28 protein-coding genes are annotated in these 25,723 nt (G+C 69.9%); 12 read left to right on the top strand and 16 right to left on the bottom strand.

What is annotated here, in order from left to right; all coding sequences use genetic code 11:
* Positions 1 to 70 precede the first annotated feature (70 nt).
* Complete coding sequence (locus NP095_RS08160; RefSeq protein ID WP_232416399.1) at positions 71 to 496, top strand: YciI family protein; 426 nt, start codon at positions 71 to 73, stop codon at positions 494 to 496.
* 1 nt (position 497) lies between these two features.
* Positions 498 to 1,736: an RNA polymerase sigma factor gene (locus NP095_RS08165; protein WP_232416398.1), complete on the top strand. Its 1,239-nt coding sequence runs from the start codon at positions 498 to 500 to the stop codon at positions 1,734 to 1,736.
* An 18-nt stretch (positions 1,737 to 1,754) separates the two neighbouring features.
* On the opposite strand, the gene NP095_RS08170 is transcribed toward NP095_RS08165, so the two are convergent.
* On the bottom strand, positions 1,755 to 2,408 hold the full coding sequence (locus NP095_RS08170) for a 4a-hydroxytetrahydrobiopterin dehydratase (RefSeq protein ID WP_232416397.1): 654 nt from the start codon (positions 2,406 to 2,408) through the stop codon (positions 1,755 to 1,757).
* Between the two features lie 114 nt (positions 2,409 to 2,522).
* Here NP095_RS08170 and NP095_RS08175 point away from each other — a divergent pair, with 114 nt between their 5' ends.
* A complete protein-coding gene (locus NP095_RS08175) occupies positions 2,523 to 3,086 on the top strand; it encodes a dihydrofolate reductase family protein (protein ID WP_232416396.1) in 564 nt (187 codons plus the stop codon).
* 7 nt (positions 3,087 to 3,093) lie between these two features.
* Here the strand turns inward: NP095_RS08175 and NP095_RS08180 are convergent, their stop codons facing one another.
* Genes NP095_RS08180 through NP095_RS08190 form a run of 3 tightly spaced genes read right to left on the bottom strand, consistent with a single transcriptional unit; the run spans position 3,094 to position 4,973 of the window.
* Positions 3,094 to 4,113 carry an LLM class flavin-dependent oxidoreductase gene (locus NP095_RS08180; protein ID WP_232416395.1) on the bottom strand — a complete coding sequence of 340 codons (1,020 nt, stop codon included), beginning with the start codon at positions 4,111 to 4,113 and terminating at the stop codon, positions 3,094 to 3,096.
* Between the two features lie 27 nt (positions 4,114 to 4,140).
* Positions 4,141 to 4,365: a helix-turn-helix domain-containing protein gene (locus tag NP095_RS08185; protein WP_232416394.1), complete on the bottom strand. Its 225-nt coding sequence runs from the start codon at positions 4,363 to 4,365 to the stop codon at positions 4,141 to 4,143.
* Entirely contained in the window at positions 4,365 to 4,973 is a 609-nt protein-coding gene (locus NP095_RS08190; RefSeq protein ID WP_232416393.1) for a DUF2975 domain-containing protein, read from the bottom strand. Before NP095_RS08190 ends, NP095_RS08185 begins: the two co-directional genes overlap by 1 nt.
* Positions 4,974 to 5,074: 101 nt before the next feature.
* Between NP095_RS08190 and NP095_RS08195 the strand changes: the two genes are divergently transcribed.
* Together NP095_RS08195 and NP095_RS08200 are read left to right on the top strand one after the other, a co-directional pair.
* Positions 5,075 to 5,590 carry a GNAT family N-acetyltransferase gene (locus NP095_RS08195; protein ID WP_232416392.1) on the top strand — a complete coding sequence of 172 codons (516 nt, stop codon included), beginning with the start codon at positions 5,075 to 5,077 and terminating at the stop codon, positions 5,588 to 5,590.
* Positions 5,591 to 5,606: 16 nt separating this feature from the next.
* Complete coding sequence (locus tag NP095_RS08200; protein WP_232416391.1) at positions 5,607 to 6,017, top strand: DoxX family protein; 411 nt, start codon at positions 5,607 to 5,609, stop codon at positions 6,015 to 6,017.
* Here the strand turns inward: NP095_RS08200 and NP095_RS08205 are convergent.
* The 3 genes from NP095_RS08205 to NP095_RS08215 are packed head-to-tail and all read right to left on the bottom strand — an operon-like array spanning position 5,983 to position 8,303.
* Complete coding sequence (locus NP095_RS08205) at positions 5,983 to 6,603, bottom strand: alpha-ketoglutarate-dependent dioxygenase AlkB (protein WP_232416390.1); 621 nt, start codon at positions 6,601 to 6,603, stop codon at positions 5,983 to 5,985. The two genes, NP095_RS08200 and NP095_RS08205, sit on opposite strands and share 35 nt — an antisense overlap.
* Before the next feature lie 55 nt (positions 6,604 to 6,658).
* Positions 6,659 to 7,801, bottom strand: a complete 1,143-nt coding sequence (locus NP095_RS08210) for a serine hydrolase domain-containing protein (protein ID WP_232416389.1) — start codon at positions 7,799 to 7,801, stop codon at positions 6,659 to 6,661.
* Between the two features lie 10 nt (positions 7,802 to 7,811).
* Positions 7,812 to 8,303, bottom strand: a complete 492-nt coding sequence (locus tag NP095_RS08215) for a phosphoribosyltransferase (protein WP_232416388.1) — start codon at positions 8,301 to 8,303, stop codon at positions 7,812 to 7,814.
* Positions 8,304 to 8,329: 26 nt separating this feature from the next.
* Here NP095_RS08215 and NP095_RS08220 point away from each other — a divergent pair, with 26 nt between their 5' ends.
* From NP095_RS08220 to NP095_RS08240, 5 genes are all read left to right on the top strand, one after another.
* Entirely contained in the window at positions 8,330 to 8,968 is a 639-nt protein-coding gene (locus NP095_RS08220; RefSeq protein ID WP_232416387.1) for an MBL fold metallo-hydrolase, read from the top strand.
* A 78-nt stretch (positions 8,969 to 9,046) separates the two neighbouring features.
* A complete protein-coding gene (locus NP095_RS08225; RefSeq protein WP_232416386.1) occupies positions 9,047 to 10,585 on the top strand; it encodes a UDP-N-acetylglucosamine 1-carboxyvinyltransferase in 1,539 nt (512 codons plus the stop codon).
* Positions 10,586 to 10,626: 41 nt separating this feature from the next.
* Positions 10,627 to 11,388 carry a glycerophosphodiester phosphodiesterase family protein gene (locus NP095_RS08230; protein WP_232416385.1) on the top strand — a complete coding sequence of 254 codons (762 nt, stop codon included), beginning with the start codon at positions 10,627 to 10,629 and terminating at the stop codon, positions 11,386 to 11,388.
* Positions 11,385 to 12,731: an MFS transporter gene (locus NP095_RS08235; RefSeq protein ID WP_232416384.1), complete on the top strand. Its 1,347-nt coding sequence runs from the start codon at positions 11,385 to 11,387 to the stop codon at positions 12,729 to 12,731. Before NP095_RS08230 ends, NP095_RS08235 begins: the two co-directional genes overlap by 4 nt.
* 84 nt (positions 12,732 to 12,815) lie before the next feature.
* On the top strand, positions 12,816 to 13,205 hold the full coding sequence (locus NP095_RS08240; protein WP_232416383.1) for an RNA polymerase-binding protein RbpA: 390 nt from the start codon (positions 12,816 to 12,818) through the stop codon (positions 13,203 to 13,205).
* Here NP095_RS08240 and NP095_RS08245 read toward each other — a convergent pair.
* Genes NP095_RS08245 through NP095_RS08255 form a run of 3 tightly spaced genes read right to left on the bottom strand, consistent with a single transcriptional unit; the run spans position 13,195 to position 16,450 of the window.
* Positions 13,195 to 13,920: a polyprenol monophosphomannose synthase gene (locus tag NP095_RS08245; RefSeq protein ID WP_232416382.1), complete on the bottom strand. Its 726-nt coding sequence runs from the start codon at positions 13,918 to 13,920 to the stop codon at positions 13,195 to 13,197. The genes NP095_RS08240 and NP095_RS08245 overlap by 11 nt on opposite strands.
* Complete coding sequence (lnt, locus tag NP095_RS08250; protein ID WP_232416381.1) at positions 13,917 to 15,374, bottom strand: apolipoprotein N-acyltransferase; 1,458 nt, start codon at positions 15,372 to 15,374, stop codon at positions 13,917 to 13,919. The genes NP095_RS08245 and lnt overlap by 4 nt, the downstream gene beginning before the upstream one ends.
* Positions 15,371 to 16,450 carry a M24 family metallopeptidase gene (locus NP095_RS08255; RefSeq protein ID WP_232416380.1) on the bottom strand — a complete coding sequence of 360 codons (1,080 nt, stop codon included), beginning with the start codon at positions 16,448 to 16,450 and terminating at the stop codon, positions 15,371 to 15,373. Before NP095_RS08255 ends, lnt begins: the two co-directional genes overlap by 4 nt.
* An 81-nt stretch (positions 16,451 to 16,531) precedes the next feature.
* Between NP095_RS08255 and NP095_RS08260 the strand changes: the two genes are divergently transcribed.
* Together NP095_RS08260 and NP095_RS08265 are read left to right on the top strand one after the other, a co-directional pair.
* Entirely contained in the window at positions 16,532 to 18,094 is a 1,563-nt protein-coding gene (locus tag NP095_RS08260) for a M28 family metallopeptidase (protein ID WP_232416379.1), read from the top strand.
* Between the two features lie 73 nt (positions 18,095 to 18,167).
* Entirely contained in the window at positions 18,168 to 19,067 is a 900-nt protein-coding gene (locus NP095_RS08265) for a 5'-3' exonuclease (RefSeq protein WP_232416378.1), read from the top strand.
* Here NP095_RS08265 and NP095_RS08270 read toward each other — a convergent pair.
* Genes NP095_RS08270 through NP095_RS08295 form a run of 6 tightly spaced genes read right to left on the bottom strand, consistent with a single transcriptional unit; the run spans position 19,057 to position 25,687 of the window.
* Positions 19,057 to 21,777, bottom strand: coding sequence for a DEAD/DEAH box helicase (locus NP095_RS08270; protein WP_232416377.1), 2,721 nt, complete (start codon positions 21,775 to 21,777; stop codon positions 19,057 to 19,059). The two genes, NP095_RS08265 and NP095_RS08270, sit on opposite strands and share 11 nt — an antisense overlap.
* A gap of 19 nt (positions 21,778 to 21,796) precedes the next feature.
* On the bottom strand, positions 21,797 to 22,639 hold the full coding sequence (gene tatC / locus NP095_RS08275; RefSeq protein ID WP_232416376.1) for a twin-arginine translocase subunit TatC: 843 nt from the start codon (positions 22,637 to 22,639) through the stop codon (positions 21,797 to 21,799).
* Between the two features lie 5 nt (positions 22,640 to 22,644).
* Positions 22,645 to 22,869 (bottom strand): twin-arginine translocase TatA/TatE family subunit, encoded by a 225-nt coding sequence (tatA, locus tag NP095_RS08280; RefSeq protein WP_232416375.1) that lies wholly within the window; start codon positions 22,867 to 22,869, stop codon positions 22,645 to 22,647.
* 10 nt (positions 22,870 to 22,879) lie between these two features.
* Positions 22,880 to 23,842, bottom strand: a complete 963-nt coding sequence (locus NP095_RS08285) for a helix-turn-helix transcriptional regulator (RefSeq protein ID WP_232416374.1) — start codon at positions 23,840 to 23,842, stop codon at positions 22,880 to 22,882.
* Positions 23,839 to 24,795, bottom strand: coding sequence for a helix-turn-helix transcriptional regulator (locus tag NP095_RS08290; RefSeq protein WP_232416373.1), 957 nt, complete (start codon positions 24,793 to 24,795; stop codon positions 23,839 to 23,841). The genes NP095_RS08285 and NP095_RS08290 overlap by 4 nt, the downstream gene beginning before the upstream one ends.
* A 10-nt stretch (positions 24,796 to 24,805) precedes the next feature.
* On the bottom strand, positions 24,806 to 25,687 hold the full coding sequence (locus tag NP095_RS08295) for an FKBP-type peptidyl-prolyl cis-trans isomerase (RefSeq protein WP_232416372.1): 882 nt from the start codon (positions 25,685 to 25,687) through the stop codon (positions 24,806 to 24,808).
* Positions 25,688 to 25,723: the final 36 nt, after the last annotated feature.

Raw genomic sequence — 25,723 nt, forward strand, 5'->3', positions numbered from 1 at the left:
CGATCCCGGCCGACGCCGTTCGACGTCAGGGTGAGAGGGCGCGCGAGGCGCCCGGCGGAAGGGGACCACGATGACCAAGTACATGCTGATCATGCGCACGACGGACGCGGCACTCGAGGCGACGAAGGACCTCGACTTCGAGGAGATCATCAACGCGATGGGCGCCTACAACGAGGCGATGATGAACGCCGGGGTGCTCATCGGCGGCGACGGCCTGACCGATCCGTCCGAGGGGTTCGTCGTGGACTTCTCCGGTGAGGAGCCGATCGTCACCGACGGCCCCTACGGCGAGACGCACGAGCTGTTCAACGGCTTCTGGCTGCTGCAGGTCGGCTCCCGCGAGGAGGCCGCCGAGTGGGCCAGGCGCTGCCCGTTGGGGCCCGGCTCGAAGCTGGAGGTACGCCGCGTGACCGACGAGTCCGACTTCGCGGACTACGCCGACAACGAGTACGTGCAGAAGGAAGCCGGCTGGCGCGAGCAGCTGGGCACCGCCTGAGATGGATGACGTGTCCGGGACCCTCGATGCGCTGTGGCGCATCGAGGGCTCGCGGATCGTCGCCACCCTGGCCCGCGTCACGGGAGATCTGGCCGAGGCCGAGGACCTCGCCCAGGAGGCGCTCGCCGAGGCACTGCGGTCGTGGCCGACGACGGGCGTCCCCCGCAACCCGGCGGCCTGGCTGACGACGGTGGCCCGGCGGCGTGCGATCGACGGGTGGCGCCGCCGCGAGGCGTTGGACGACCGCCGTCGCAGCCTCGCCCGAGACCTCGCGTCGCTGGCGGACGACGTCTGGCAGCCGATCGACGACGACCTGCTGCGACTGGTCTTCACGGCGTGCCATCCGGCCCTGCCCCGCGAGGGACAGGTCGCGCTGACCCTGCGCGTCGTCGCCAGCCTGTCGACGGCCGAGATCGCCCGGCTGCTCGTCGTCTCCGTGCCGGCGGTCCAGCAACGGATCGTCCGGGCCAAACGGACGCTGTCCGAGGCGCGGGTCCCGTTCGAGGTGCCCGACCACACGGAGTGGAAGCCGCGGCTCAACGCGGTCCTGACCGTCGTCTATCTGCTCTTCACCGAGGGCTACGCGGCCACGAGCGGCGACCGGTGGGTGCGCCGCGATCTGGCCGACGAGGCGCTGCGCGTGGGTCGCGTCCTGGGCCGGCTACTCCCCCGCGAGCCCGAGGTCCACGGACTCGTGGCGCTCATGGAGCTGCAGGCGTCACGGTTCGCGGCGCGGACCGACGCGGCGGGCGACCCCGTCCTGCTGGCCGACCAGGACCGTCGGCTGTGGGACCAGGCCCAGCTCCGACGCGGGCTGGCAGCCCTGGACCGCGTCGATGCGCTCGGCCGCGGCCGCGGGCCCTATGCCCTGCAGGCGGCGATCGCGGCCTGTCACGCCACCGCCCCGTCCTTCGCCGCCACGGACTGGGAGCGGATCGTCGTCCTGTACGACGCACTGCTGGCCCTCTCCCCCGGTCCCGTCGTCCGACTGAACCGCGCCGCGGCGCTGTCGATGACGACCGACGGGACGAGGCCCGCACTGGCCGAGGTCGAGGCGATCACGGCCGGCGGCGACCTGGCGACCAGTCACCTCGTGACGAGCGTCCGGGCCGAGCTGTTGCAGCGCCTCGGCCGCACCGCCGAGGCGCGCGGGGAGTTCCTCAGCGCCGCCGCACAGGCCACGAACGATCGCGAGCGCGCGTGGCTGGAGGGCAAGGCGGCGAAGCTCGCTCCCTCGTGACTCCGGGTGGATCGCCCGTCAGGAGCGGTCCAGGACCGTGCAGAGGCAGGCCTTGTTGCCCTCGGCATCCTCCAGCACGACGAACGACGGGGACTCGGAGTCGTCGACGACGCGGCCCCCGGCGGCGACGGCCGCCTCGATGCGGGACGGCAGCTGGCCGGCCGGGATCCAGATGTCGAGGTGGAAGCACATCTGCGGCACGCCGTCGCGCGGCGGCGTGGGCTGGAACCACAGCAACGGCACCTGCTCGGTGGGATCGACGACCTGCTCGCCGTCATAGGCGTCGGCCTCACCGGTCAGGACGGCGGCCCAGAACGGGCCGATCGTGTCCTTGTCGACGGCATTGAGGGCGATCTCGAGGCGCGTGAGCCGGCCGGGATCGGCCTCGAGTCCGCGCTCGGCCGCCAGGTCACTGATGATCCGCGCCAGATCCAGGTCGCGATCGGTGACCGCTCCGGTGTCATGGCTGGTCAGGGTGATGTCGGCATGGGTATAGGTCAGCTGCACGTCCGGGTGGTGGTTCGCGGCCTCCGCCGCCGCACCGATGTCCACGAGGAAGTCCAGACCTGTCGCGAAGTCGCCCGTGCGGAACCGGGCATGCAGGCTGTGGACCAGTGGCCGCCAGTCGTCCAGACCGGCAGCGATGATCGTCGGGGTGTCAACCGTGCTCATGGAGCCAATATCACCCGGTCGCCCGATCTGCGCCAGCCCAGAGTGTTCGGCTCTTCCGGACACCTGCATGCCGGTTGTAGCCTCGAAATCCGACCAGACCGCGAGGGGTGCGGCGTGCGCAAGGTGACCTATTCGATGGGCCTGTCCCTCGACGGCTACGTCAACGGACCGGACGGCACCTTCGACTGGCCCGGCTTCGGCGAGGAGGTGTTCGCCTTCAGCATCGAGGAGATCCGCCGGGTCGACGTGCACCTGATGGGCCGGAACCTCTACGAGACGATGCTCTACTGGCAGGACCCGGCCGAGCAGCCGGGCTTCGGCGAGGCCGAGTGGACGTGGGCCCACCTGTGGAACCCGCTGCCGAAGGTCGTGTTCTCACGGACCTTGTCCAGCGTCGAGGGCGCCGCGACTCTGGCGACGCGCGCCCTGGCCGACGAGATCGAGGCGCTCCGGGCCGAGCCCGGCGACGGAGACATCGCCATCGGCGGCGCCAGCCTCGCCAAGCAGGCTGCCGAGCTCGGCCTGATCGACGAGTACTGGATGCGCGTCTACCCCGTGCTGGTCGGCGGCGGAAACACCTATTTCGCCCACGACGAGCAGCGCCTCGATCTCGAGTTGCTGGACGCTCGGACGTTCGCCTCCGGCGTGCAGTTCCTGCGCTACGGCGTCGTGCGCTGACCGACGCTCAGCGCCAGCCCAGGCCGGGCGCGACGTACGTCAGCAGGCTCTCGATCACGTGGGCGTTGTAGTCCACGCCGAGCTGGTTCGGCACCGTGATCAGCAGCGTGTCCGCCGCGGCGATCGCCTCGTCCTCGCGCAGCTCCTCGATCAGGCGGTCGGGCTCGGCGGCGTACGTGCGGCCGAACCGGGCCGCTCCTCCCTCGAGGAAGCCCACCTGGTCGGTGCTGCGGGACTCGCTACCGAAGTAGGCACGGTCCAGGTCCGAGACCAGCGGAAAGATGCTGCGGCTGACCGAGACGCGCGGCTCACGCTGGTGTCCGGCGGCCGTCCATGCATCGCGGAAGCGCTGGATCTGCTCGGCCTGCAGCTGGTGGAACGGCACGCCCGTGTCCTCGGTCAGCAGCGTCGAGCTCATCAGGTTCATCCCCTGCTCGGCGGTCCACTCGGCAGTCGCGCGCGAGCCGGCGCCCCACCAGATGCGGTCACGCAGCCCCGGCGACTGCGGCTCCAGCGGGAGGCGTCCCGGCGGGTTCGGGAACATCGGCCGCGGGTTCGGCTCGGCGAAGCCCTCGCCCTTGAGCACCTCCAGGAGGACCTGCGTGTGGCCGCGCGCCATGTCGGCGTCCGTCATGCCCTCGGGCGGCTCGAAGCCGAAGTACTTGTAGCCGGCGATGACCTGCTCCGGTGATCCCCTGCTGATGCCCAACTGCAGCCTGCCGCCGGAGATGAGGTCGGCGGCTGCCGCGTTCTCCGCAAAATACAAGGGATTTTCGTACCGCATGTCGATGACGCCGGTGCCGATCTCGATCCGCGAGGTGCGCGCGCCGATCGCGGACAGCAGCGGGAACGGCGACGCCAGCTGGCGCGCGAAGTGGTGCACGCGGAAGTACGCGCCGTCAGCGCCGAGCTCCTCGGCAGCGACGGCCAGGTCGATCGACTGGAGCAGCGCGTCCGCTCCCGACCGCGTGGCCGATTGCGGTGAGTCCGACCAGTGGCCGAAGGACAGGAACCCGATGTTCTTCATGTCCGGGTCAACGTCCTGCGTCGTGGATCATTCCGTGACGACCAGGAGGTCGCCCACCTCACAGTCGAGCGCGTCGCAGATCGCGGTGAGCGTCGTGAACCGGATCGCCTTGGCCCGGTCGTTCTTGAGGACGGACAGATTGACGACCGTCACGCCCACGAGCTCGGCGAGCCTCGTCAGCGTCATGCCCCGCTGGGCCAACAGCTCGTCCAGCCGGCAGTGAACCCGGTGCGCCTCGTCCTGCGGAGGCATCAGACCAGGCCCTCGGAGTCGCGCTGCATCCGCTCACCCGTGTGGAACACGCTGGCGATGCATCCGGCGACCATCGCGGCGAACAGGGCGAGGAAGGAGATGTTCATCGAGATCTCGAACCCGGGATCGTCCGCCGTGGTGAGCTTCGCGAGCGCGCCGTTGGCGGCACCGGTGGTCGCGACGGTCGTGAGCAGCCAGCCGAGGACGGCCGTGAGCGCCGCGCCGGTGACGAGCCGGGTGTTCGTGCGGCTGAAGAACTCCCCGGCTCCGATGTTGCGGAGCAGCCAGGTCAGGCACACGAGCACGACGATGATGCTCACCGCGGGCACCACGATCGACGCGATGACCGCGCCGTACGAGGTCGGCGACAGGTCGCTGACGCTCACCGTGACGCGGTCGATCTCGACCGGGATCGCGTCACCGACGCCGCTGATCGCGATCGGCTGGGTCGACGTCTGGAGGTCGACGTCCACCGGCACGTCCCGGTTCGGCAGCACCTCCCTCAGCCGCGAGACGGCATCGGTCAGCGTCGCCAGGATGCCGATGAGGGCGAGGCTGGCGGTGAACCACACGTCCGCGCGAGTGGCGGTGCCGAAGGGTGCCTTCATGGCTTCTCCATCCATATCGTTTGTCGATGTTATCGAAACACGATATCCCTGAGGCCGTCAAGACCCTCCCCTCCCCCGCGTCGGGCTGCCAGACTGGGCGCATGCCCGTGACCCGCCTCGTCGCCGCGACCGACGCCGAGGCCCTCGCCGACGTCCTGAGCCGGAATCGCGAGGCGATGGCGGCCATCGAGCCACGACGTCCCTCGATCTACTTCACGACGAAGGGCCAGCGGGCGATCATCCAGGACGCCCTGCGCCGCTACTCCGAGGGGCTCGCCTTCCCGCGCGTGATCCTCGATGACGACACGGTGGTCGGTCGGATCAACCTCAGCGAGATCGTCCAGGGCCCGGCCCGCCGGGCCGAGCTCGGCTACTACCTCGACGCGAAAGCACAGGGGCGCGGCCTGGCCACTCGCGCGATCGACGAGATCGTCACCCTGGCGTTCGGGCGGCTGGGGCTGCACCGCATCCAGGCGGCCACCCGCCTCGACAACGCCGCCAGCCAGCGCATCCTGGAGCGCAACGACTTCGCCCGGGTCGGGATCGCCCGCGACTACCTGCGCGTGGGCGGTGCCTGGCGCGACCACGTGCTCTACGAGCGGATCGCCGCGCAGTGACCTAGCGTCGGGTGCCATGAAGACCATCGCCCGACTCGCGCTCGGCGCCATGCTCGCCTTCGCCGGAGTGAGCCACCTGACCTTCGCCCGCGACGAGTTCGACGCCCAGGTCCCCAACAGCATCCCGCTGGACGAGGAGTTCGTGGTCGTGGCGTCCGGCATCGTCGAGATCGCCCTCGGTGCGGCGTTCATGGCCCTGCCGCGGCAGCGGCGCGTCGTCGGCCTCATCGGCGCGGCCTTCTTCGTCGCGGTGTTCCCCGGCAATGTCTCGCAGTACCTCAACGGGGTGGACGCGTTCGGCCTGGACAGCGACCGTTCGCGCCTGATCCGGCTGTTCTTCCAGCCCGTCCTCGTGGTGTGGGCGCTGTGGTCGACCGATGCGCTGCAACTGGTCAGAGAACGCCGGCAACGCGGAACTGCACGCTGATCCTGGGGCCCACGGCGCGCGCGGTCTTCAAGATCGCGTGCTCCCACGTGCGCTGACAGCTGCCGCCCATGACCGACAGGTCACCGTGACCGAGACTGAACCCGGTCTGGGGTCCTCCGCCGGCGGGGCGCAGACTCAGCTTGCGCTCGGCGCCGAGCGACAGGATCGCGACCATCGTGTCCTCCGTGCGGCTGCGGCCGATCCGGTCGCCGTGCCACGCCACCGAGTCGTTGCCGTCGCGATAGAAGCACAGGCCGGCGGTGACGAACGGCTCGCCGAGCTCGTCGCCATAGTGCGCCGAGAGGGCGTTCCGCGCCTCCTCCAGTGCGGGGTGGGGCAACGTGCGACGCGGCCCGTAGAAGCACAGCAGTCGCGGGACGTCGACGACCCGCTCGTACATCTCACGGCGCTCCTCGCGCCACGGGACCTCGGTGCGCAGCACGTCGAACAGCTCGTCCGATCCGGTGACCCAGCCCGGAAGTGTGTCCACCCAGGCGCCGTCGGAGAGCTCGTGACGCCGCACTCCGTCGAGCGGACCGACGCGCACCCCGGCGTCGCCGTCGAGCAAGGATCCCTGGAGCCACATGACTGCCACTCTACGACGAAGACAGAACAGGTGTTCGATCACGGCGCGCGGCGTGTCACGCGTGAACGGCTCGCCAGAACGCGTCGAGATACTCGGGCGGCTCCGGCGTGCCCATCCCCTGGCGCGTCAGCAGCACGCCGCCCACGCCCGCCTCGGGATCGACCCACAGGCTCGTCCCGGTTCCGCCGTCCCAGCCGAAGCGACCTGGATGCGAGGACGGGTAGCGCGCCGTGTTGTCGACGCCGACTCCCAGCCCCCAGTCGACGCTGGGCTCCAGGAACTCGTGGGACATGGCGCGCGCCGACTCCCCCAGCGTGACGGTGCGCAGGGCGTCGAACGACGCCGCGGAGATCACCGGCCCGCGCGGTCCGCGCCCGCCACGCAGCAGCATGCGGACGAACTTCGCGAGGTCGTCGGCCGTCGACAGCAGCCCCGTCGCGGCCGACCGGAAGACCGGGACGTTCATCAGTCTCGGGTCGCCGATCGGCGCGACCTCGACGAACGTGCCACGGCGGTTCGGGAACCAGGACGACGGGACTCGATCGACGTTCTTCATCGCGATCGCGTACCCGGTGTCGTGCATGTCGAGCGGAGCGAGCACCTCCTCGCGCAGCACCAGGTCGAGTCGCCGTCGGGTGACCCGCTCGAGGAACACCGCCAGCAGATCGAAGGAGAACTGGTAGAGCCAGCCCTCCCCCGGCTGGTGGGCCATCGGCAGCGGTCCGGCGAGCTGGGCCCACCGGTCCGGGCGCACCACGGGCGGCTGCCAGGTCGAGACCAGGCCGCGGCGCTCGAACTCGCCGGCCAACGGATCCGTGGCGGTCGCCGTCATGTCCCAGCCGAACCCCGAGCCCATCTGCAGCAGGTCGCGGATCGTCGTCGGGCGCGTCGCCGGGATCGTGTCATCGAGGGCGGCGCCACGGGCGCGGAGCACTCGTCGGTCGGCGAACTCCGGCAGCCACCGGTCGATCGGCTCGTCGAGGACGAACAGACCTCGCTCGGCCAGCCGCAGCGTGAGGACCGCGACGATCGGCTTGGTGACCGAGGCGATCCGGAAGATCGAGTCGCGGCCCAACGGTCCGGCGGAGCCGATGCCGATCGTCTGGCGAGGACCACTGACGACCGCCCACGTCATCCCCGGGACGGACATCCGGCCGACGACGTCCCGCAGGTGCGGGGCGAGGTCGGCAGCGGTCATGTCCGGTCCCTCAGGCGTCGACGACGCCCGTGCGCGGCGTGATGACGGCCTCGCTGGACCACGGGAAGTTGATCCACCGGTCGGTCTGGCGCCAGGCGTAGTCCGGCTTGATGATCGAGCGCGGCTTCTCGTAGATCACGGCCGACCGCACGTCGCCGGCGTGCTCCCAGCAGATCCGCGCGACGAGCTCGAGAGTCTTGCCGCTGTCCGCCACGTCGTCGACCACCAGGACCGAGAGGTCGTCGAGCTCGGCGAGGTCCAGGAACGGAGGCAGCAGGGTCGGCTCCTCGCGGGTCGTGCCGACGCCGGTGTAGAACTCCACGTTCATCGTGAACAGGTTCTTGCAGTCCAGCGCGTAGGCGACCGAGCCGGCGGGGATGAGCCCGCCGCGGGCGATGCCGAGCACGATGTCGGGCCGGAAACCGGAGTCCGCCACGGTCTGGGCGAGCTCGCGGATCGCGGTTCCGTAGGTCGGCCAGGTCAGGATCTCGCGCTCGTCCATGCGCCCATCGTGGCACGATGACGAGCATGGACGTCACCCGATTCGGTCACGCAGCCGTGCTCGTCGAGGTCGCAGGCGCTCGCATCCTCCTCGATCCGGGCAATTTCAGCACCGCCGCCACCTTCGAGCTGACCGACCTCGACGCGATCGTGGTCACCCACCAGCACCCCGACCACCTCGACCGCGAGCGCGTCGGACCCCTGCTGGCAGCCAATCCGTCGGCCCGGCTGCTGGCCGAGCCGGAGACCGCCGCCACGCTGGAGGGCTGGGAGTCCACGGCCGGCGACGCGACCTACGAGATCGGCGGCGCCACGCTGACCGGCGTCGGCTCGCGTCACGCCGAGATCCTGCCGACCATCCCCCGCGTGGGCAACGTCGGCATGCTCGTCACCGCACCCGGCGAGCCGACGCTCTTCCACCCCGGCGACACCTACGAGTACCGGCCCGAGGACGTCGACATCCTCGCGCTGCCGCTCTCGGCGCCGTGGGCCAAGCTCAGCGAGACCGTCGAGTTCGCCCGTGCCATCGCGCCACGGACGGCGTTCCCGATCCACGACTGCACCGTCTCCGAGGCGGGCTACGGGATCTACTGGATGCAGCTGCAGAACCACGCCGGGATCGACGACCTGCAGCGGCTCCCCCAGGGCGGCGCCCTCAACCTCTGAGACCGGGGTGTCGGTATTCACACCCGGCACGCCTGGTGCAAACTGGCTTTATCTCACAACTGATATACGCTGGAGCGCATGACTCAGAACGACTCCTACCTCTCGCGGATCGGCACGCTGATCCGTGACGCGCGCCAGCACTCGGGCCTCACCCAGGCCCAGTTGGCGGCCGAGTTGAAGACCAGTCAGAGCGCGATCAACCGCATCGAAAAGGGTCAGCAGAACCTGACGCTCGACACGCTCGCCCGCATCGGGGCCGCGCTCGACTCCGAGCTCGTCAGCGTGGCCACGGCGACCGGACCGAGCCACCTGCGCGTCAAGGGCGGCACGACGCTGTCGGGCAGCATCGACGTGAAGTCGAGCAAGAACGCTGGCGTCGCCCTGCTGTGCGCGGCCCTGCTGAACACCGGCACCACGGTCCTGCGCAAGGTCGCGCGCATCGAGGAGGTCAACCGCCTGCTCGAGGTGCTGGAGTCGATCGGCGTGCGCACCACGTGGCTCAACGACGCGAACGACCTCGAACTCGTCGTTCCCGAGACCCTCGACCTGGCCAAGATGGACGCCGAGGCCGCCCGCCGCACCCGCAGCATCATCATGTTCCTCGGCCCGCTGATGCACCGCATGGAGGAGTTCGACCTGCCGTACGCCGGCGGTTGCGACCTCGGCACTCGCACGGTCGAGCCGCACATGACCGCCCTGCGCCCCTTCGGCCTCAAGGTCCTGGCGACCGAGGGCAGCTACCACGCCTCCGCCGCGCGCGGTGTCGTGCCGGAGCGTCCCATCGTCCTGACCGAGCGCGGCGACACCGTCACCGAGAACGCCCTGCTCGCCGCAGCGCGCCACGAGGGCGTCACGGTCATCCGCAACGCCAGCCCCAACTACATGGTCCAGGACCTGTGCTTCTTCCTCGAGAAGCTCGGCGTCGAGATCGAGGGCATCGGGACCACCACACTGCGCGTCACCGGCAAGCGCGAGATCCGCGGCGACGTCGACTACGCGCCCAGTGAGGACCCGATCGAGGCGATGAGCCTCATCACCGCCGCGATCGTCACCGACTCGAACATCACCGTTCGCCGCGTGCCGATCGAGTTCATGGAGATCGAGCTGGCACTGCTCGAGGAGATGGGCTTCCGCTACGACCGCTCCGAGGAGTACCTCGCCGAGAACGGTCAGACGCGCCTCGTCGACATCACGACGCACCCGTCGAAGCTGCGCGCGCCGATCGACAAGATCCACCCGATGCCGTTCCCGGGTCTCAACATCGACAACCTCCCGTTCTTCGCCGTCATCGCGGCGCAGGCCGAGGGTCAGACGATGCTGCACGACTGGGTCTACGAGAACCGCGCGATCTACCTGACCGAGCTGAACAAGCTCGGCGCCCAGGTGAAGCTGCTCGACCCGCACCGCGTCCTGATCGAGGGACCCACGCGCTGGAGCGGCGCCGAGCTGGTCTGCCCGCCGGCGCTGCGGCCCGCCGTGGTGATCCTGATCGCCATGCTCGCCGCGAAGGGCACCTCGGTGCTGCGCAGCGTCTACGTGATCAACCGCGGCTACGAGGACCTGGCCCTGCGCCTGAACGCCCTCGGCGCCGAGATCGAGACCTTCCGCGACATCTGAGATCCACGGCGGCGGGCCCGCCGTGGCCTAGGTTGGTGCGGGTGAGGACACCGCCGTACCTCGAGCACCCGCCGCCCATCGCCTTCGCCCATCGCGGAGGCGCGAAGGTCGAGGAGAATCTCGGGATCGAGAACTCCCTGGCCGCGTTCAGCCACGCCTACGAGCTGGGCTATCGGTACATGGAGACCGACGTCCGCTGCAGCCGCGACGGCGTCGTCTACGCGTGCCACGACGAGTTGCTCGACCGCCTGCTGGGCACCGACGACGCGATCGCCGACCTCGACTCGGCCACGATCGACCGGGCGCTGCTCGGCGACCGCGAGCCGATCGTGCGGTTCGAGACGCTCGTGGAGGCGCTCCCCGACGCCCGGTGGAACATCGACGTGAAGGCCGACGACGCGGTCGACGCCACCACCGACCTGGTCGAGCGGCTCGGCATCCTCGACCGGATCTGCCTCGCCTCGTTCTCGCACGCCCGCCTCGTCCGCATGCGCGCGCGCCACCCCGGGGTCGTCACGTCCGCGTCGTCGCGCGAGGTCGCGCAGATGGTGCTGACCCGGCGCGTGCCGGCCGCTCCCCTCATCTTCCAGGTTCCGGTCCGGCACGGGCACGCCCGCATCATGACGCCGGGCTTCCTGCGCCGGGCCCATCGCGCCGGCAAGCACGTGCACGTCTGGACCGTCGACGACCCGCAGGAGATGCACCGTCTCGCCGACCTCGGGGTCGACGGGATCATGACCGATCGCACCGACCTGCTCAAGAACGTGCTCCTCGAGCGCGGCCAGTGGAAGGACCCCGCATGACCCACGAGCTCGTCGCGAGCCAACGCAACCGAGGACGCGTCATCGCGTGGGGGCTGTGGGACTGGGGGTCGGCGGCCTTCAACGCCGTCATCGTGACGTTCATCTTCTCGGTGTACCTCGTCGAGGGCGTCGGAGACGACCTCCCCGGGCCGTTCCGCGCCGCCACGTGGCTGGGCCTGTCCAGCGCGGCCGGCGCGGTGCTGATCGCCGTCCTGGCGCCTGTCCTGGGCCGACGCGCCGACGCGGGCGGCGCGCGTAAGAAGACGCTGTTCTGGCTCACGTTCGCGGTCGTGCTCATCACCGCTTCGTTGTTCTTCGTCGAGAGCGACTGGCACTTCCTGTGGCTCGGCCTGGTCCTCCTGGCGGCCGGCTCGGTCATCTTCGAGCTGACCCAGGTGCCGTACTTCGCGATGCTGCGGCAGGTCTCGACGCCCGACGACGTCGGACGTGTCTCCGGCTTCGGCTGGGCCATGGGCTACTTCGGCGGCATCGTCCTGCTGCTCATCTGCTACTTCGGCTTCGTCGCCGGTGACGGCGACACGCGTGGCTTCCTCGGCGTCCCCACCGACAACGGACTCAACATCCGGCTGATCGCGCCGCTGGCGGCCGGCTGGTTCCTGCTGTTCGCCATCCCGCTGTTCCTCAAGGTGCCCGAGTTGCCGGCCACGGCGACCCCCGACGCGCCCAAGGTCGGCATCGCCGACTCCTACCGAGGCGTCTGGAACGACATCACCCAGATGTGGCGCGAGGACCGCTCCATCCTGAAGTTCCTCATCGCCAGCGCGTTCTTCCGCGACGGTCTCGCCGGCGTCTTCGCGTACGGTGCCGTCCTGGCCGTGTCGGTGTACTCGATCGACAAGGACGACGTGATCCTCTTCGGCGTGGCCGCCAACGTCATCTCGGCGGTGGGCGCCCTCCTGGCCGGACGGTGGGACGACTCCATCGGACCCCGCTCGGTGATCGTGTTCTCCCTGGTGTCGATGATCGTGTGTGGCACCGTCCTGCTGTTCGTCGAAGGTCCCCGGATGTTCTGGATCTTCGGTCTGGGTCTGTGCCTGTTCGTCGGGCCGGCGCAGTCCGCCTCGCGGACGTATCTCACTCGCATCACGACGCCGGGTCGCGAGGGCCAGAACTTCGGCCTCTACGCGATGACCGGACGCGCGGTCTCGTTCATGGCGCCCTTGATGTTCGCCCTCACCATCTGGGCCGGAAACCTCATCCTGGGCACCGACACCGACCGCTGGGGAATCGCTGGGATCATGGTGGTTCTAGCCGTCGGACTGCTCCTGCTCCTGCGGGTCCCCCGCGAGGTCGAGGACCGCGCCCGCGCCATCGTCGGCTGAGTCGCGAAAAGCTGCTCTCAGGGGAATCTCACGGATCTGTCGTACGTTGGACAGGACGGAGACCTTTCAGAAGGGGGACCGACGATGGCAGAACGAGCCTTGCGCGGAGCGCGGCTGGGAGCCCAGAGCTTCGAGGACGAGCGCGGAGTCGAGATGGCGCCGCGCCAGCAGATCGAATACGTGTGCGCCGACGGACACACCTTCACGGTGACGATGTCCGACGAGGCCGAGGTTCCGGCCGAGTGGGAAGATCCCAAGACCGGTCAGATGGGACGCCGGGTCGGCGGAGCCGAGCCGGACCGCAAGGAGCAGAAGGCCGTGCGCACGCACTGGGACATGCTCCTGGAGCGTCGTTCCGAGGCTGAACTCGAGGAGATCCTCACCGAGCGGCTGGAGATGCTGCGTGGCGGCGAGATCGGCCCCCCGCACCTGCACCGCAAGAGCAAGTCGCGGAAGAAGTCCGTCAACGCCTAGCGGCGAACGGATTCATCCGCTGGAGGCCCCACACGGTGACCCGTGTGAGGGCCTCTTTCACGATGTCGAGGCTCATCTTCGACTGACCGTGCACCCGCTCGACGAAGGTCACGGGGACCTCGGCGACGTCGAGTCCGGCGAGCCGGGTCTGGCGCGTCATGTCGATCTGGAAGCAGTAGCCCTGCGACTCGACGGCGTCGAGGTCGATCGCCTCGAGCGTCTCGCGTCGGAAGGCCCGGAAGCCTGCCGTGGCGTCCTTGACCCCCAGGTTCAGCATGATCCGGGCGTACAGCGACGCACCGCGTGAGAGCGCCTCGCGCCGCTTGGGCCAGTTGACCACCGAGCCGCCGGGGACCCAGCGCGACCCGAGGGTCAACGGGACGCCCGACCGCGCCGACTCCAGCAGCTTGCCGAGGTCCTCGGGCCGGTGGGAGCCGTCCGCGTCCATCTCGACCAGCACGTCGTAGTCGCGCTCGAGCCCCCAGGCGAAGCCGGCCCGGTAGGCGGCGCCGAGACCCTCCTTGCCCTGGCGGTGCAGAACGTGGATCCGAGGGTCCTCGACCGAGAGCTTGTCGGCGATCTCGCCGGTGCCGTCGGGCGAGTTGTCGTCGGCGACCAGGATCTCGACGTCGGGCTGCTCCTTGAGCACGCTCTCGCAGATCCAACCGACGTTGTCCGCCTCGTTGTAGGTCGGAATGATGATCAACGTCTTCATGGCCGCTCCAGTCGTAACTTCCGTTTACCGAGGGCCCATCCTGCCACGGACATGACGTAGATCACCACCGCCCATCGGTGCCCCCACGTCGTCGCCGGCGTCGTGCCGCGTGCGGCCTGCACCTGTGCGACCACGGTGGCGGGCTCCTTGGGCTCGGCGCGGCCCTCGACGCGGCCGCTCGGATCGACGATACCCGTGATCCCGTTCGTCGACGCGACCGTCACCCAGCGCCCCGTCTCGATCGCCCGCAGGCGCGAGATCGCCCACTGCTGCTGGGGCTGCACGCCGCGGCCGAAGTCCATGAAGCTGGCGTTGCTGGTCTGGACGGCGAGGATCTCGGCGCCACGCTCGACGGCCCCGTGCACCGCGCCGTCGTAGGCGATGTCCCAGCAGATCGTCAGCCCGATGGCGAGGTCGTCGAGCGTCATGACGCCGGGCTCGTCGCCGGCGAGGATGTCGCGTGGGATGTCGCGGTCGAACCGCGGGACCAAGGAGCCCAGCTGGGCGCGGAACGGCACGTACTCGCCGTAGGGCACCGGGTACTGCTTCAGGTAGATGTCGTCGCGCGGCCCGTTCGCGTCGACCAGGACCGAGGCGTTGTACGCCGTGTCCTCACGAGGACCGTCCAGCAGCGCGCCGACCAGGATGGGAGCGTCGAGCCGGGCGGACAGCTCCGTCAGCTCCTGACGGGCCCACGGGTTCTTGATCACGTCCAGGTCGGAGCCGTTCTCGGGCCAGATCACGATGTCGACCGGCTGGTCGATGCGCTCGGTCTCGGCGAGGTGGAGCCGGAAGATCTCGGCGCGCGGCCACTGCAGGAACGGCCCGGGGGTGTTGCCCTGGACCACCGCGACGGTGCGGGACTCTCCCCCGTCGGCGATCCCCACGGGCAGGAAGAGCCCGATCGCCGGGATGGCCACGGCGGCCGCCAGCGCCGTCAGCCGGCGGTCCTTCACGGCCACCACGAGCAGCCCGGCCATCAACGCCATCAACCAGGACGTCGCCGGCAGCGCCACGAGGCGCACCCAGCCCTCCAGCGGCGTGTCCAGCGCCGTGTGGGCCAGCCGGCCCCACGGGAAGCCGCTCAGCGGGAACGCGCCGCGCAGCTGCTCACCGGCGACCCAGACCGCAGCGGCCCAGACCGGCCAGAAGGGAGCCCACACGGCCGCCCGCAGCGCCCACGTGATGCCGGCGAGGAACAGCGCCTCGATCGACACGAGGGCCACCCACGCCCACGGGTCGACCGCGTTCATCCACCAGATCAGCGGGCCCATGAAGGCCAGCCCGAACACCAGGCCGGTCAGCAACACCCGCCACACGGGCGCATCACGCAGCGTCCGGACGACGGCGAGGTACCCGGCCAGGGTCAGGACCATGAGGCCCGGGACGGCGAGCGGCTCGAAGGCCGCGGCGGACGCGGCGCCGAGCAGGGCGGCCGCGAGGACCTGTCTCACAGGCGGACGAGGTCGCGCGGGGTGTTGTTCAGCACCTCGAGACCGTCCTCGGTGCACACCGCGATGTCCTCGATGCGCGCGCCCCACTGGCCCTCGACGTAGATCCCCGGCTCGATGGAGAAGGCCATGCCCGGCTCCAGCACCGTCGTGTTGCCCTCGACGATGTAGGGCTCCTCGTGCGTCTCCTGGCCGATCCCGTGGCCGGTGCGGTGGATGAAGCGGTCGCCGTATCCGGCGTCGGCGATGATCTGACGGCCGATCGCGTCCACCGACTCGGCGCTCACGCCGGGACGGGCGTACTCACGCTGCGCCTGCTGGGCCTCCTGCAGGACGGCCAGCATGGCGATGTAGCCCGGGTCGGGCTCGCCGCCCGCGACGTAGTTGCGGGTGGAGTCCGAGCAGTAGCCCGCGGGGGTCGTGCCGCCGATGTCGACGACGACCGGCTCACCCGCGCCGATCACGCGGTCGGAGACCTCGTGGTGCGGGGACGCGCCATTCGGGCCCGAGCCGACGATGACGAAGTCGACCTGCTCGTGGCCCTCCTCGACGATGGCGCGGGCGATGTCGGCCCCCACCTCGCGCTCGGTGCGGCCGGGACGCAGCCACTCTCCCATCCGGGCGTGGACGCGATCGATCGCGGCGCCGGCCTCGCGCAGCGCCTGCACCTCGGCGTCGTCCTTGACCGCCCGCAGTGCCGACACGAGCTGTCCTCCGAGCACGAAGCTCGACTCGGGCAGCGCCTCCTGCAGGGCGAACACGCGCGACGCCCACATCTGGTCGTCGACGGCCACGACGTCGGCATGGCGGACCAGATCGGCGACGATCGCGTAGGGGTCGTCGGTCTCGTTGAAGGTGACGATCGGCATCGACACGTCCGCCGCCTCGGCGGCCGCTCGCTCGAGTCCGGGAACCACGAGGTGGCTCCCCAGCTGGGTCACGACGAGGCAGGTGAGTCGCTCGAGCGGCTTGGCGGCGTATCCGGTGAGGTAGCGCAGATCAGCGCCGGGGGTCACGAGCAGGGCATCGACACCGTGCTGGCTGGAAAGGATGCGGGCGCGGTCAAGGCGTTCAGTCACACCCCGAGGCTATCTGGCGGAACCCGAGCGGATGTGTGACCGTAGGGCCTATCTCTCCACACACCCAGGATCGGGGGATCCATGAAGAAGGCAGTCATCGCCGTATCGACGGCGGTCCTCACCGCCGGCCTCGTCACCGCGTCACCCGCGGTAGCGAAGCCGGGCCCGACGGCACCGAAGGGTCAGACCACCAAGCTGACCGAGGCCGTCACCGTCAACGGAATTCTGAAGCACCTACGCCAGTTCCAGGCGATCGCCAACGCGAACGACGGAAACCGTGCCTCGGGCCTGCCCGGGTACGAGGCCTCCGTCAACTACGTGACCCGCGAGCTGGAGAAGTCCGGCTACGACGTCACGAAGCAGGAGTTCACGTTCCCGTACTTCGAGGAGCTCACCCCGACGACGCTGACCGTCGCGGGTGCCGAGGTCGCGTCCGGCATCGCGACCTACTCCGGCAGCGGCAGCGTCACGGGTCCGATCGTCCCGACGAACGACATCCAGATCCCGCCGGGCGCCGAGCCCAACAGCAGCACGTCCGGCTGCGAGGCGTCTGACTTCCCGGCCGCTCCCACCACGGATGCCATCGCGCTGACCCAGCGCGGCACCTGCACGTTTGAGGCGAAGGTCGACAACGCCGTGGCCGCGGGCTACGACGCCGTGATCCTCATGAACGAGGGCCAGCCGGGCCGCACGGACCTCATCAACGGCACGCTCGGCGTCCCGAAGGACGTCCCGGTCACGGGTGTCTCCTACGAGGACGGCGCCGCGATCGCGGCGCAGGGCACCCCGACCGGCACGCTGACGACCTCGGTCGAGGCCGATCCGAACCGTACGACGTGGAACGTCATCGCCGATCTGCCGAAGTCCAAGCTCAAGAAGATCAAGAACGAAGACCAGGTCGTCGTCGTCGGCTCGCACCTCGACAGCGTCACCGAGGGACCGGGCATCAACGACAACGGCTCCGGCTCGGCCGGCACCCTGGAGATCGCCAAGCAGCTCTCCAAGACCGGCCTGGACCGCAAGCTCCAGCGTCCGGTCCGCTTCGCCTTCTGGGGCGCGGAGGAGCTGGGTCTGCTCGGCTCGGAGCACTACGTCGCGAGCCTGTCGTCCGACGAGCTCTCCGAGATCTACGCGAACCTGAACTTCGACATGATCGGCTCGCCGAACTACGCGCGGTTCGTGTACGACGGTGACGGCTCGAACGGCGAGGCCGGCCCGGCCGGATCGGGCGAGATCGAGAAGATCTTCACGGACTTCTTCGCCAGCAAGAAGCTCGCCAGCGAGCCGACGGCGTTCGACGGCCGGTCCGACTACGGTCCGTTCATCGCGGTCGGGATCCCGGCCGGCGGACTGTTCAGCGGTGCGGAGGGCGTCAAGACGCCTGAGCAGGTCAAGCTGTACGGCGGCACCGCCGGCGTCGCCTACGACCCGTGCTACCACCAGGCGTGCGACGACACGACCAACATCAGCGTGAAGGCGCTGAACGAGTTGGGCGACGCCGCGGCGCACGCGGTGGCGACCATCGGTCTGTCGAAGTCCGGCCTGTACCCCGACGGCAGCCGCAAGGCCGCCAAGAAGGTCACGGGCAAGGCCATGAAGAAGGCACACGGCAAGGCCCACGGTCACGCGGGCGCCGCTCGCTGATCACCCGCGCTCGTCCCCGTCACCGCTCGCGGTGGCGGGGACGACGCATGTCCGGGCGTGCCATCATGACGCCATGTCCTCGCGACTGCTCCTGCTCGACACCGCCAGCCTCTACTTCCGCGCGTTCTACGGCGTGCCCGACTCGATCAAGGCCGCCGACGGCCGCCCCGTGAACGCGATCCGCGGCATCGTCGACTTCCTGGCGACGCTGCAGTCGCGCTACGAGCCCGAGGTCGTGGTCGCGGCGTGGGACGACGACTGGCGGCCGGCGTGGCGCGTCGAGCTGCTCGACACGTACAAGACGCACCGTCTCGCCGACCCGGAGGCGGGCATCGAGGAGACGCCCGACCTGCTCGCGCACCAGGTGCCCCTCATCGCCGAGGTGCTCACCCTGGCGGGCGCCACCGTGGTGGGCGCTCCCGAGGCCGAGGCGGACGATGTCATCGGCACCCTCGTGCGGCGGTGGGACACCGGCGTCGACGTCGTCACGGGAGACCGCGACCTCTTCCAGCTGGTCGACGACGCCCGCGACGTCCGCATCCTCTACACCGCCCGCGGCGTCAGCAAGCACGACGTCGTCGACGCGGCGTGGGTGCGCGACAAGTACGGCATCGAGCCGAGCCAGTACGTCGACTTCGCCGTCATGCGCGGGGACGCGTCCGACGGACTGCCCGGCGTCGCCGGGATCGGCGACAAGACCGCTGCGACGCTGCTGGGCGAGTTCGGCGACCTGGCCGGGATCCGCGCCGCGGCCGCCGACCCCTCGTCCTCCCTGCGGCCGAGGATCCGCCAGTCGCTGCTGGACTCGGCCGACTACATCGACGCCGCCGTCCAGGTCGTCACGGTGCGCCCTGACCTGGACCTGGCCGACCCGGTCGCCGGCGCCATCGACGTCGACGGGCTGCGCGCGTTCGGCGAGCAGTGGAACGTCGCCGGCCCGATCGAGCGGCTGCTGGAGTCCGTCAGGACGTGACGCTGGAGTACGCCACGACGCCGGTGCGCAGCTCGTCCAGCGCGGCACGCGCCGAGTCGCGCACCGTGCCCGGACCGGCCGCGTCGGCGATCTGGGCGACGGTGTCGATGAGCTGCTTCATCGCCCGCACGAAGTCGCCGGCCGCCATCTCGGCGGCGCCCAGGACCAGGTCCAGACTGGTGCCCTCGCACCACATCCAGACCGCGTACGCGAACCCGAAGTCCGGACGGCGCAGGAACTTCAGCCGGTGCTCGCGCTCCAGCTGGTCCAGCTCGAGCCAGAGCATGCCCAGCGACTCGGCCGCCCGGGCGACCGCCTTCGTCGGGAACCGGGCCGGCGGCGCGTCCTCGGAATTGCGCGCGGCGTAGGTCAGGCCGCTGGCGACCGCGGCGAACTCCGCGGGCGACAGCCCTTCCCAGACGTCATTGCGCAGCGACTCGCTGACGATGAGATCCGACTCGCCGTAGATGCGCTGCAGGCGCCGGCCCTCCGCCGTGACGTCATCGCCCTCGAGGTAGCCCAGCGCGTCCAGCACGACGCACACCCGGTCGAACTGGCGGGCGACGCTGTTCGTGCGCTGCTCGACACGGCGGCGCATGCTCTCGGTCTCGCGGTCCAGCGCGATCATGCGCTCGGCCCAGCGGGCGTGCGCCTCACGGTCGGGGCAGCTGTGGCACGGATGGTCGCGCAGCTGACGGCGCAGCTCGGCGATCCGCGGGTCCTCGACGGTCGGGCCGTCCCGGTACGCCCGCGGGTAGTCCGCCAGGTGACCTGCGCGGTCGCGCAGGGACGAGGCGAGGTCACGCCGCGACTGCGGGTCGCGCGGGTTGAACGCCTTGGGGATCCGCATCTGCATCAGCGGCTCGACCGGGCTCGGAAAGTCGACGGCGGCGAGTCGCCGGGCGTGCCGGTTCGCCGTCAGCACCATCGGGCGCGGTCCGTCGAGGTTGCCCGCGTCGGGATCGAGCACGACCGCCAGGCCCGAGAACTTGCCCGCCGGCACGTTGATGACGTCCCCGCGCTTCAGCCGGCCGAGGGACTCGAGGGCCGCCTCGCGCTTGGCCGCGCGACGGGACTTCGAGCCGGCCGACTCCAGTTCGCTGATCTTGCGGCGCAGACCCATGTACTCCATGAAGTCGCCCTGCTCGCACATCGCCGACTCGCGGTAGCCCTCGATCGCCTCGTCGGCCTTGCGGACCTTGCGGGCGATGCCCACGACGGCACGGTCGGCCTGGAACTGCGCGAACGACATCTCCAGCAGCTCACGCGCGCGCTCGCGGCCGACCTGATGGACCAGGTTGACCGCCATGTTGTACGACGGCCGGAACGAGGAGTTGAGCGGATACGTGCGGGTCGACGCCAGGCCGGCCACGTGGCGGGCGTCCAGGCCGGGCTGCCAGAGCACGACGCCGTGTCCCTCGACGTCGATCCCGCGCCGGCCCGCGCGGCCGGTCAGCTGGGTGTACTCCCCCGGCGTCACGTCGACGTGGTTCTCGCCGTTCCACTTGGTCAGGCGGTCGATCACGACGGAGCGCGCGGGCATGTTGATGCCCAGGGCCAGCGTCTCGGTGGCGAACACGACCTTGACCAGACCTTCGCTGAACAGGTCCTCGACGCACTCCTTGAAGGTCGGCAGCATGCCGGCGTGGTGGGCGGCGATGCCGCGCCCGATCCCCTCGCGGAACTCGTGGAACCCCAGGACCGCCAGGTCCTCGTCGGGCAGGTGGGCGCAGGCGGCGTCCACGTGGGCGTGGATGGCCTCACGCTCCTCCTGCGAGGTGAGGATCAGCCGCGCCGCGAGGCACTGCTCGACGGCGGTGGCGCAGCCCGCCCGGCTGAAGATGAAGACGATCGCCGGCAGCATCCCCTCGGACTCGAGCTTGAGCACGATGTCGATCCGGTCCGGCGTGCGGTGGCGACTGCGCGGCCGTCGGCCGCCCTTCTGGGGGCGGCGCGAGCGGTTCTTGGCGAACGCGCGGTTCCACTGGGCGTCGTCGCGGGCCATCTGCTCGAGGGTGTGGTTGACCTCGGTGCTGTTCGGCTCGAACAGGTCGAACATCTTGCGGCCGACCAGCACGTGCTGGTGCAGGGGGACGGGGCGCTTCTCCTCGACGATCGTGTCGGTCTCGCCGCGCACCTCGTGCAGCCAGGCGCCGAACTCCTCGACGTTCGAGACGGTCGCCGACAGCGAGACGATCGACACCGAGGGCGGCAGGCCGATGATGACCTCCTCCCACACCGCGCCGCGGAAGCGGTCGGCGAGGTAGTGCACCTCGTCCATCACGACGTGCCCCAGGTTCTTCAGCGTCGAGGAGCCCGCGTAGATCATGTTGCGCAGCACCTCGGTCGTCATGACGACGATCGGGGCCTCACCGTTGATGGTGTTGTCGCCGGTCAGCAGGCCGACGTTCTCGGCACCGTACCGATCGGCGAAGTCACTGAACTTCTGGTTCGACAGCGCCTTGATCGGCGTCGTGTAGAAGCACTTGCGCCCGGTGGCCAGGGACAGGTGGACGGCGAACTCGCCGACCAGGGTCTTGCCCGAGCCCGTGGGCGCGGCGACCAGCACTCCGTGGCCGTCCTCCAGCGCCTCGCACGCCCGGACCTGGAACTCGTCGAGGCCGAAGGGGTAGAGGTCTCGGAAGGCCGCGACGTGAGGATGCTTGCGGTCCTTGCGGAATCGGGCGTACTGCTCGGCCGGGGTGGACATGCCTCCAGCCTACGGAGGATCAGTCGCCGAGGCCTCCAGGAGCCTCGAGCGGCGAGGCCTCTTCGTCGTCCCAGGCCTCCGAGCCGCGACCGCGGCGCCGGTCGGTGACGCGCGCGATGATCTCGGAGAGGAAGTACAACAGGCTCATCGGGATCGCCAGGAACAGGAAGGTCACGGGGTCGACGGTGGGCGTCGCGATGGCGGCGAACACGAAGATGCCGACGATGATCCACGGGCGCGCCCGGATCAGCTGAGCGCCGCTGACCGCGCCGATCCGGTTGAGGATCACCACGACCACCGGGATCTGCGCGCCGACGCCGAACAGGATGATCATGCGCGTCGCAAAGCTAAGGTAGTCGGCGCCGTTGAGCAGGTTGGTCCATCCCTCGGGGGCGAAGCCGACGAGCAGTTCGATCGCCTTGGGGAACGTCCAGTAGCCGACCCACGCGCCGCCCAGGAACAGCGGCAGGCAGGTCGCCGTGAGCAGCAGCGCGGCACGCTTCTCGTGCCGGTGCAGGGCGGGCAGGACGAAGGCCCACAGCTGCCACATCCACACAGGGCTGGACAGGACCAGTCCCGCGATGACGCTGGTCTTGAGCTGGAACTGGAAGGCCCCGCCGATGCCGCTGACGATCAGCTCGCTGTCGATGTTCTTCGCTTCGAGCGCGGGACGGACCTGCTCATAGGGATCGGTCAGCCACTCGAGGATCTGCGGGTAGAAGTACCAGGCGACGGCGACGCCGATCACGATCGACGCGAGCGCCTTCATCAGGCGAGCGCGCAGCTCCGCCAGGTGATCGAGCAGCGGCATCTCGCCGCCGGCGCCCGGACGGCGGCGGGCCGACCCGAATCCGAGGGCCACCCCGGTCAGCGGGTCGTGTCGTCGTGACGCTCGACCGCGGCGGGATCGATGGCCCGCGCCGTCGGGTCAGCCTTCTTGTCCTCTTGCTCGCTCTCGCGGATCTCGGACTTGAAGATGCGCAGCGCACGGCCGGAGCCTCGCGCCAGCTCGGGCAGCTTGCGGCCGCCGAACAGCAGAACGATGATCCCCAACACGATGAGGATCTCGGGGGCGCCGATGCCGTTGAACATGGGGAACTCCTTAGACGGAACTTGTTCCATCGTACGCGTCCACCGCTGAGCGGGCGGTGTCCCGTACCTGATCGGCGAAATCGGCCGGCTCCACGACACGAACGCCGCCGCCGGCGCGCATCACGACGCGGCGCAGCCACGAGGGGTCACTGCCGAAGAGTCGCGCCCGGACCGAGCCGTCGGGGCGCTCCTCCAGGACCTCCGTGCGGTACTGCTCGAGCACCCAGGTCGCTCCGGCGTCGATCTCGACGACGATCGACGGCGCGTCCGGTCCCAGGGGGAAGAGATCCTCCAGCCGGGTGCGGTGATCGGCGTCGGTCGTCACCGGCGCGTCGAGGACGGTGGCCGCGACGATCCGGTCGACGCGGAAGAGCCGCTCGGCCTCGACCTTGTGACACCAGGCCGACAGGTAGCGGTGACCGTCCTGCGTGAACGCGCGGTGCGGGTCGACCGTGCGCTCGGTCTGCTCGTCCCGGGTCTCGTTGGCGTAGACCATCTGCAGCTGACGCTCGCCGGCCAGCGCTTCGGCGACCGCGGTCTGCACGGCGGGGTCGACCTCGGGCAGGAGCACGTCGACGGACGTTTCGACATCGGTGCCGGCGGCCTCGGCCAGCTTGGCAAGGGCCGAGTCGATCAGCGCCGCCTGGTCGCCCGCCGCCGACTGACGGAGGGTGCGCAGCGCGACCATGAGCGCCGCGGCCTCACTGCGCGAGACGCGCAGCGGCCGGGACATGAACTCGGCGTCGCGGATGTAGACGACGCCCTCGTCCTGCAGGGCGGTGACGTCGAAGTCGATGAGCTCGCCGTGGAACTCCCCCCAGCCGGTGAGCATCATGATCTCGAGCTCGCGCTGGGCCTGGGCCGGCTTGATGTTGAACTCACGCGCGAGGTCGGCCAGCGGGATCCCCTGGTTGCTCTGCAGGTAGGGAACCATCGCCAGCATGCGGACGACCTGCTTCAGGGACGGGTTCACGCGTGGGCCTCCGCGATCGAGCGCAAGCGGGCGATGACGGCGTCACGCAGCTCGGGCGGGGACACGACGAACACGTCGGGGCCGTAGGAGGCGACCTCGGCCGCCAGGTCATCCAGCGCCGCGTAGGCGATCTCGACCTCGTCCGTCGCGCTGTCGACGGGATCGATCCGGACCGCGTAGCGGCGCAGCGACTGGCCGCGACCCGCCGCGACCCGCAGGACGGCAGAGGCGTTCGGCTCGGGCGGATACAGAGCGCGGGCGACCTTCTTCAGGTCGGCGTCCTCGGGGACCTCGTACTCCCCCGGCTCGCCGTCGGGCTTGACGTCGCCGACGATGCGCGAGAGCCGGAACAGGCGCGGGCCACGGCGGTCACGGTCGAAACCGCCGACGTACCAGCGCTCGCGGAACGAGGTCATGCCCCACGGCTCCAGGTGCCGCATCGTCGTCTCGCCGTCGGGGCGGCGGTACTCGAAGGCGATCGGCATCCGGCGGCCCGTGGCGTCGAAGACCGCGTCGAACGACGGCTCCTCGGCGCTGAGCCGCGCCTCGGTCATCCGCAGCACCGAGGGGTCGAAGTCGTTGCCGATGGCCTTGAGCTTGGCCAGCGCGGTCGTGGTCTCGGCGGCCATGCCGGCGTGGTCCCACAGCTGACCGGCCAGACCGATCACGGCGGCCTCCTCGACCGTCAGGTCGATCTGCGGCAGCTCGACCTCGGCCCGCAGCAGCCGGTAGCCCGTGACGCCCCCGAGGGCGTCGTAGGTGCCGGTCTCGATCTCGAGCCCGAGGTCGCGCAGCTCCTGCTTGTCCCGCTCGAACTTGCGCTCGAACGCCACGTCGGTGTCCTCGCGGTACTCGGCGATGGAGGACCGGATCTGGTCCTTCGTCAGGTACTGGTTCGTCGCCAGGAGGGTGAAGACGAGGTTCATCAACCGCTCGGTCTTCCGCTGCGCCATGAGCGACAGACTAGCTGGCGTCGAGCAGGTCCACGACGAAGATCAGCGGACCCTCGGGCTGACCGTTCTTCTTGGCGTCCTTGCCGTAGGCGTCGTCCGTGGTGCAGGTCACGACGATGCGGCTGCCGAGCGTGTTGCCGGGCACCTGATCGGTGAAGCAGCCCACGGCGTTGCCCTCGGCCAGCGAGATCTGGCGCGGGCCGCTCGCCCAGGACGCGTCGAAGACGTCACCGGCGGGGTACTTCTGGCCCACGTACTGGATCGTGACCGTGGCGCCCTTCTCGACCTTGTCGCCCTCGCCCTTGATCAGGACGTACGAACCGGACTTGCCGAGCTTGGCAGCGGTCTTCTTGGTCTTGACGAACTTGGCCGGCTGCTGGTCCTTGTCGTACGTCAGCTTCGGCAGCGAGGCGGGCGCCTTGACGGCCTTGCCCTCGGCCTTCGGCGGGATCTTGGAGACGAGGTCGAACACGAAGACCATCGTGTCGTCCTTCTCCAGGCCGAGCGACTCGACGCTCTGCAGCAGCGAGGCGCCGTCCTTGGAGGGCACCGACACCACGACGCGCGAACCGATGTCCTGGCCGACGAGACCCTTGTAGAAGCCCGGCAGCGCCGTCTTCTCGTTGAGCGTCAGCGTCATCGGCGTCTCGTTCTTGAACGAGTTGTCGAACTCCTTGCCCGTGCGGCCGTTCACGGCGACGTAGTTCAGCTTGATCGTGTCGCCGGACTTGATCTCGTCACCGCCGCCCTTGGAGACGACCTTGGCCTCGGTCTTCTCGGTGGTGTAGTCCTTCTCGACCTTCACCTTCGGGGTACCGGACTTGCTCACCTCGATCCCGTCGAGGTCATTGCCGCCGCCACAGCCAGCGAGGACGATGGATGCGGTGGTCATGGCAACCACGAGAGCGGTACGACGCACGATGAGGTT

The organism is Aeromicrobium duanguangcaii, from assembly GCF_024508295.1.
Classification (GTDB): Bacteria; Actinomycetota; Actinomycetes; order Propionibacteriales; family Nocardioidaceae; genus Aeromicrobium; species Aeromicrobium duanguangcaii.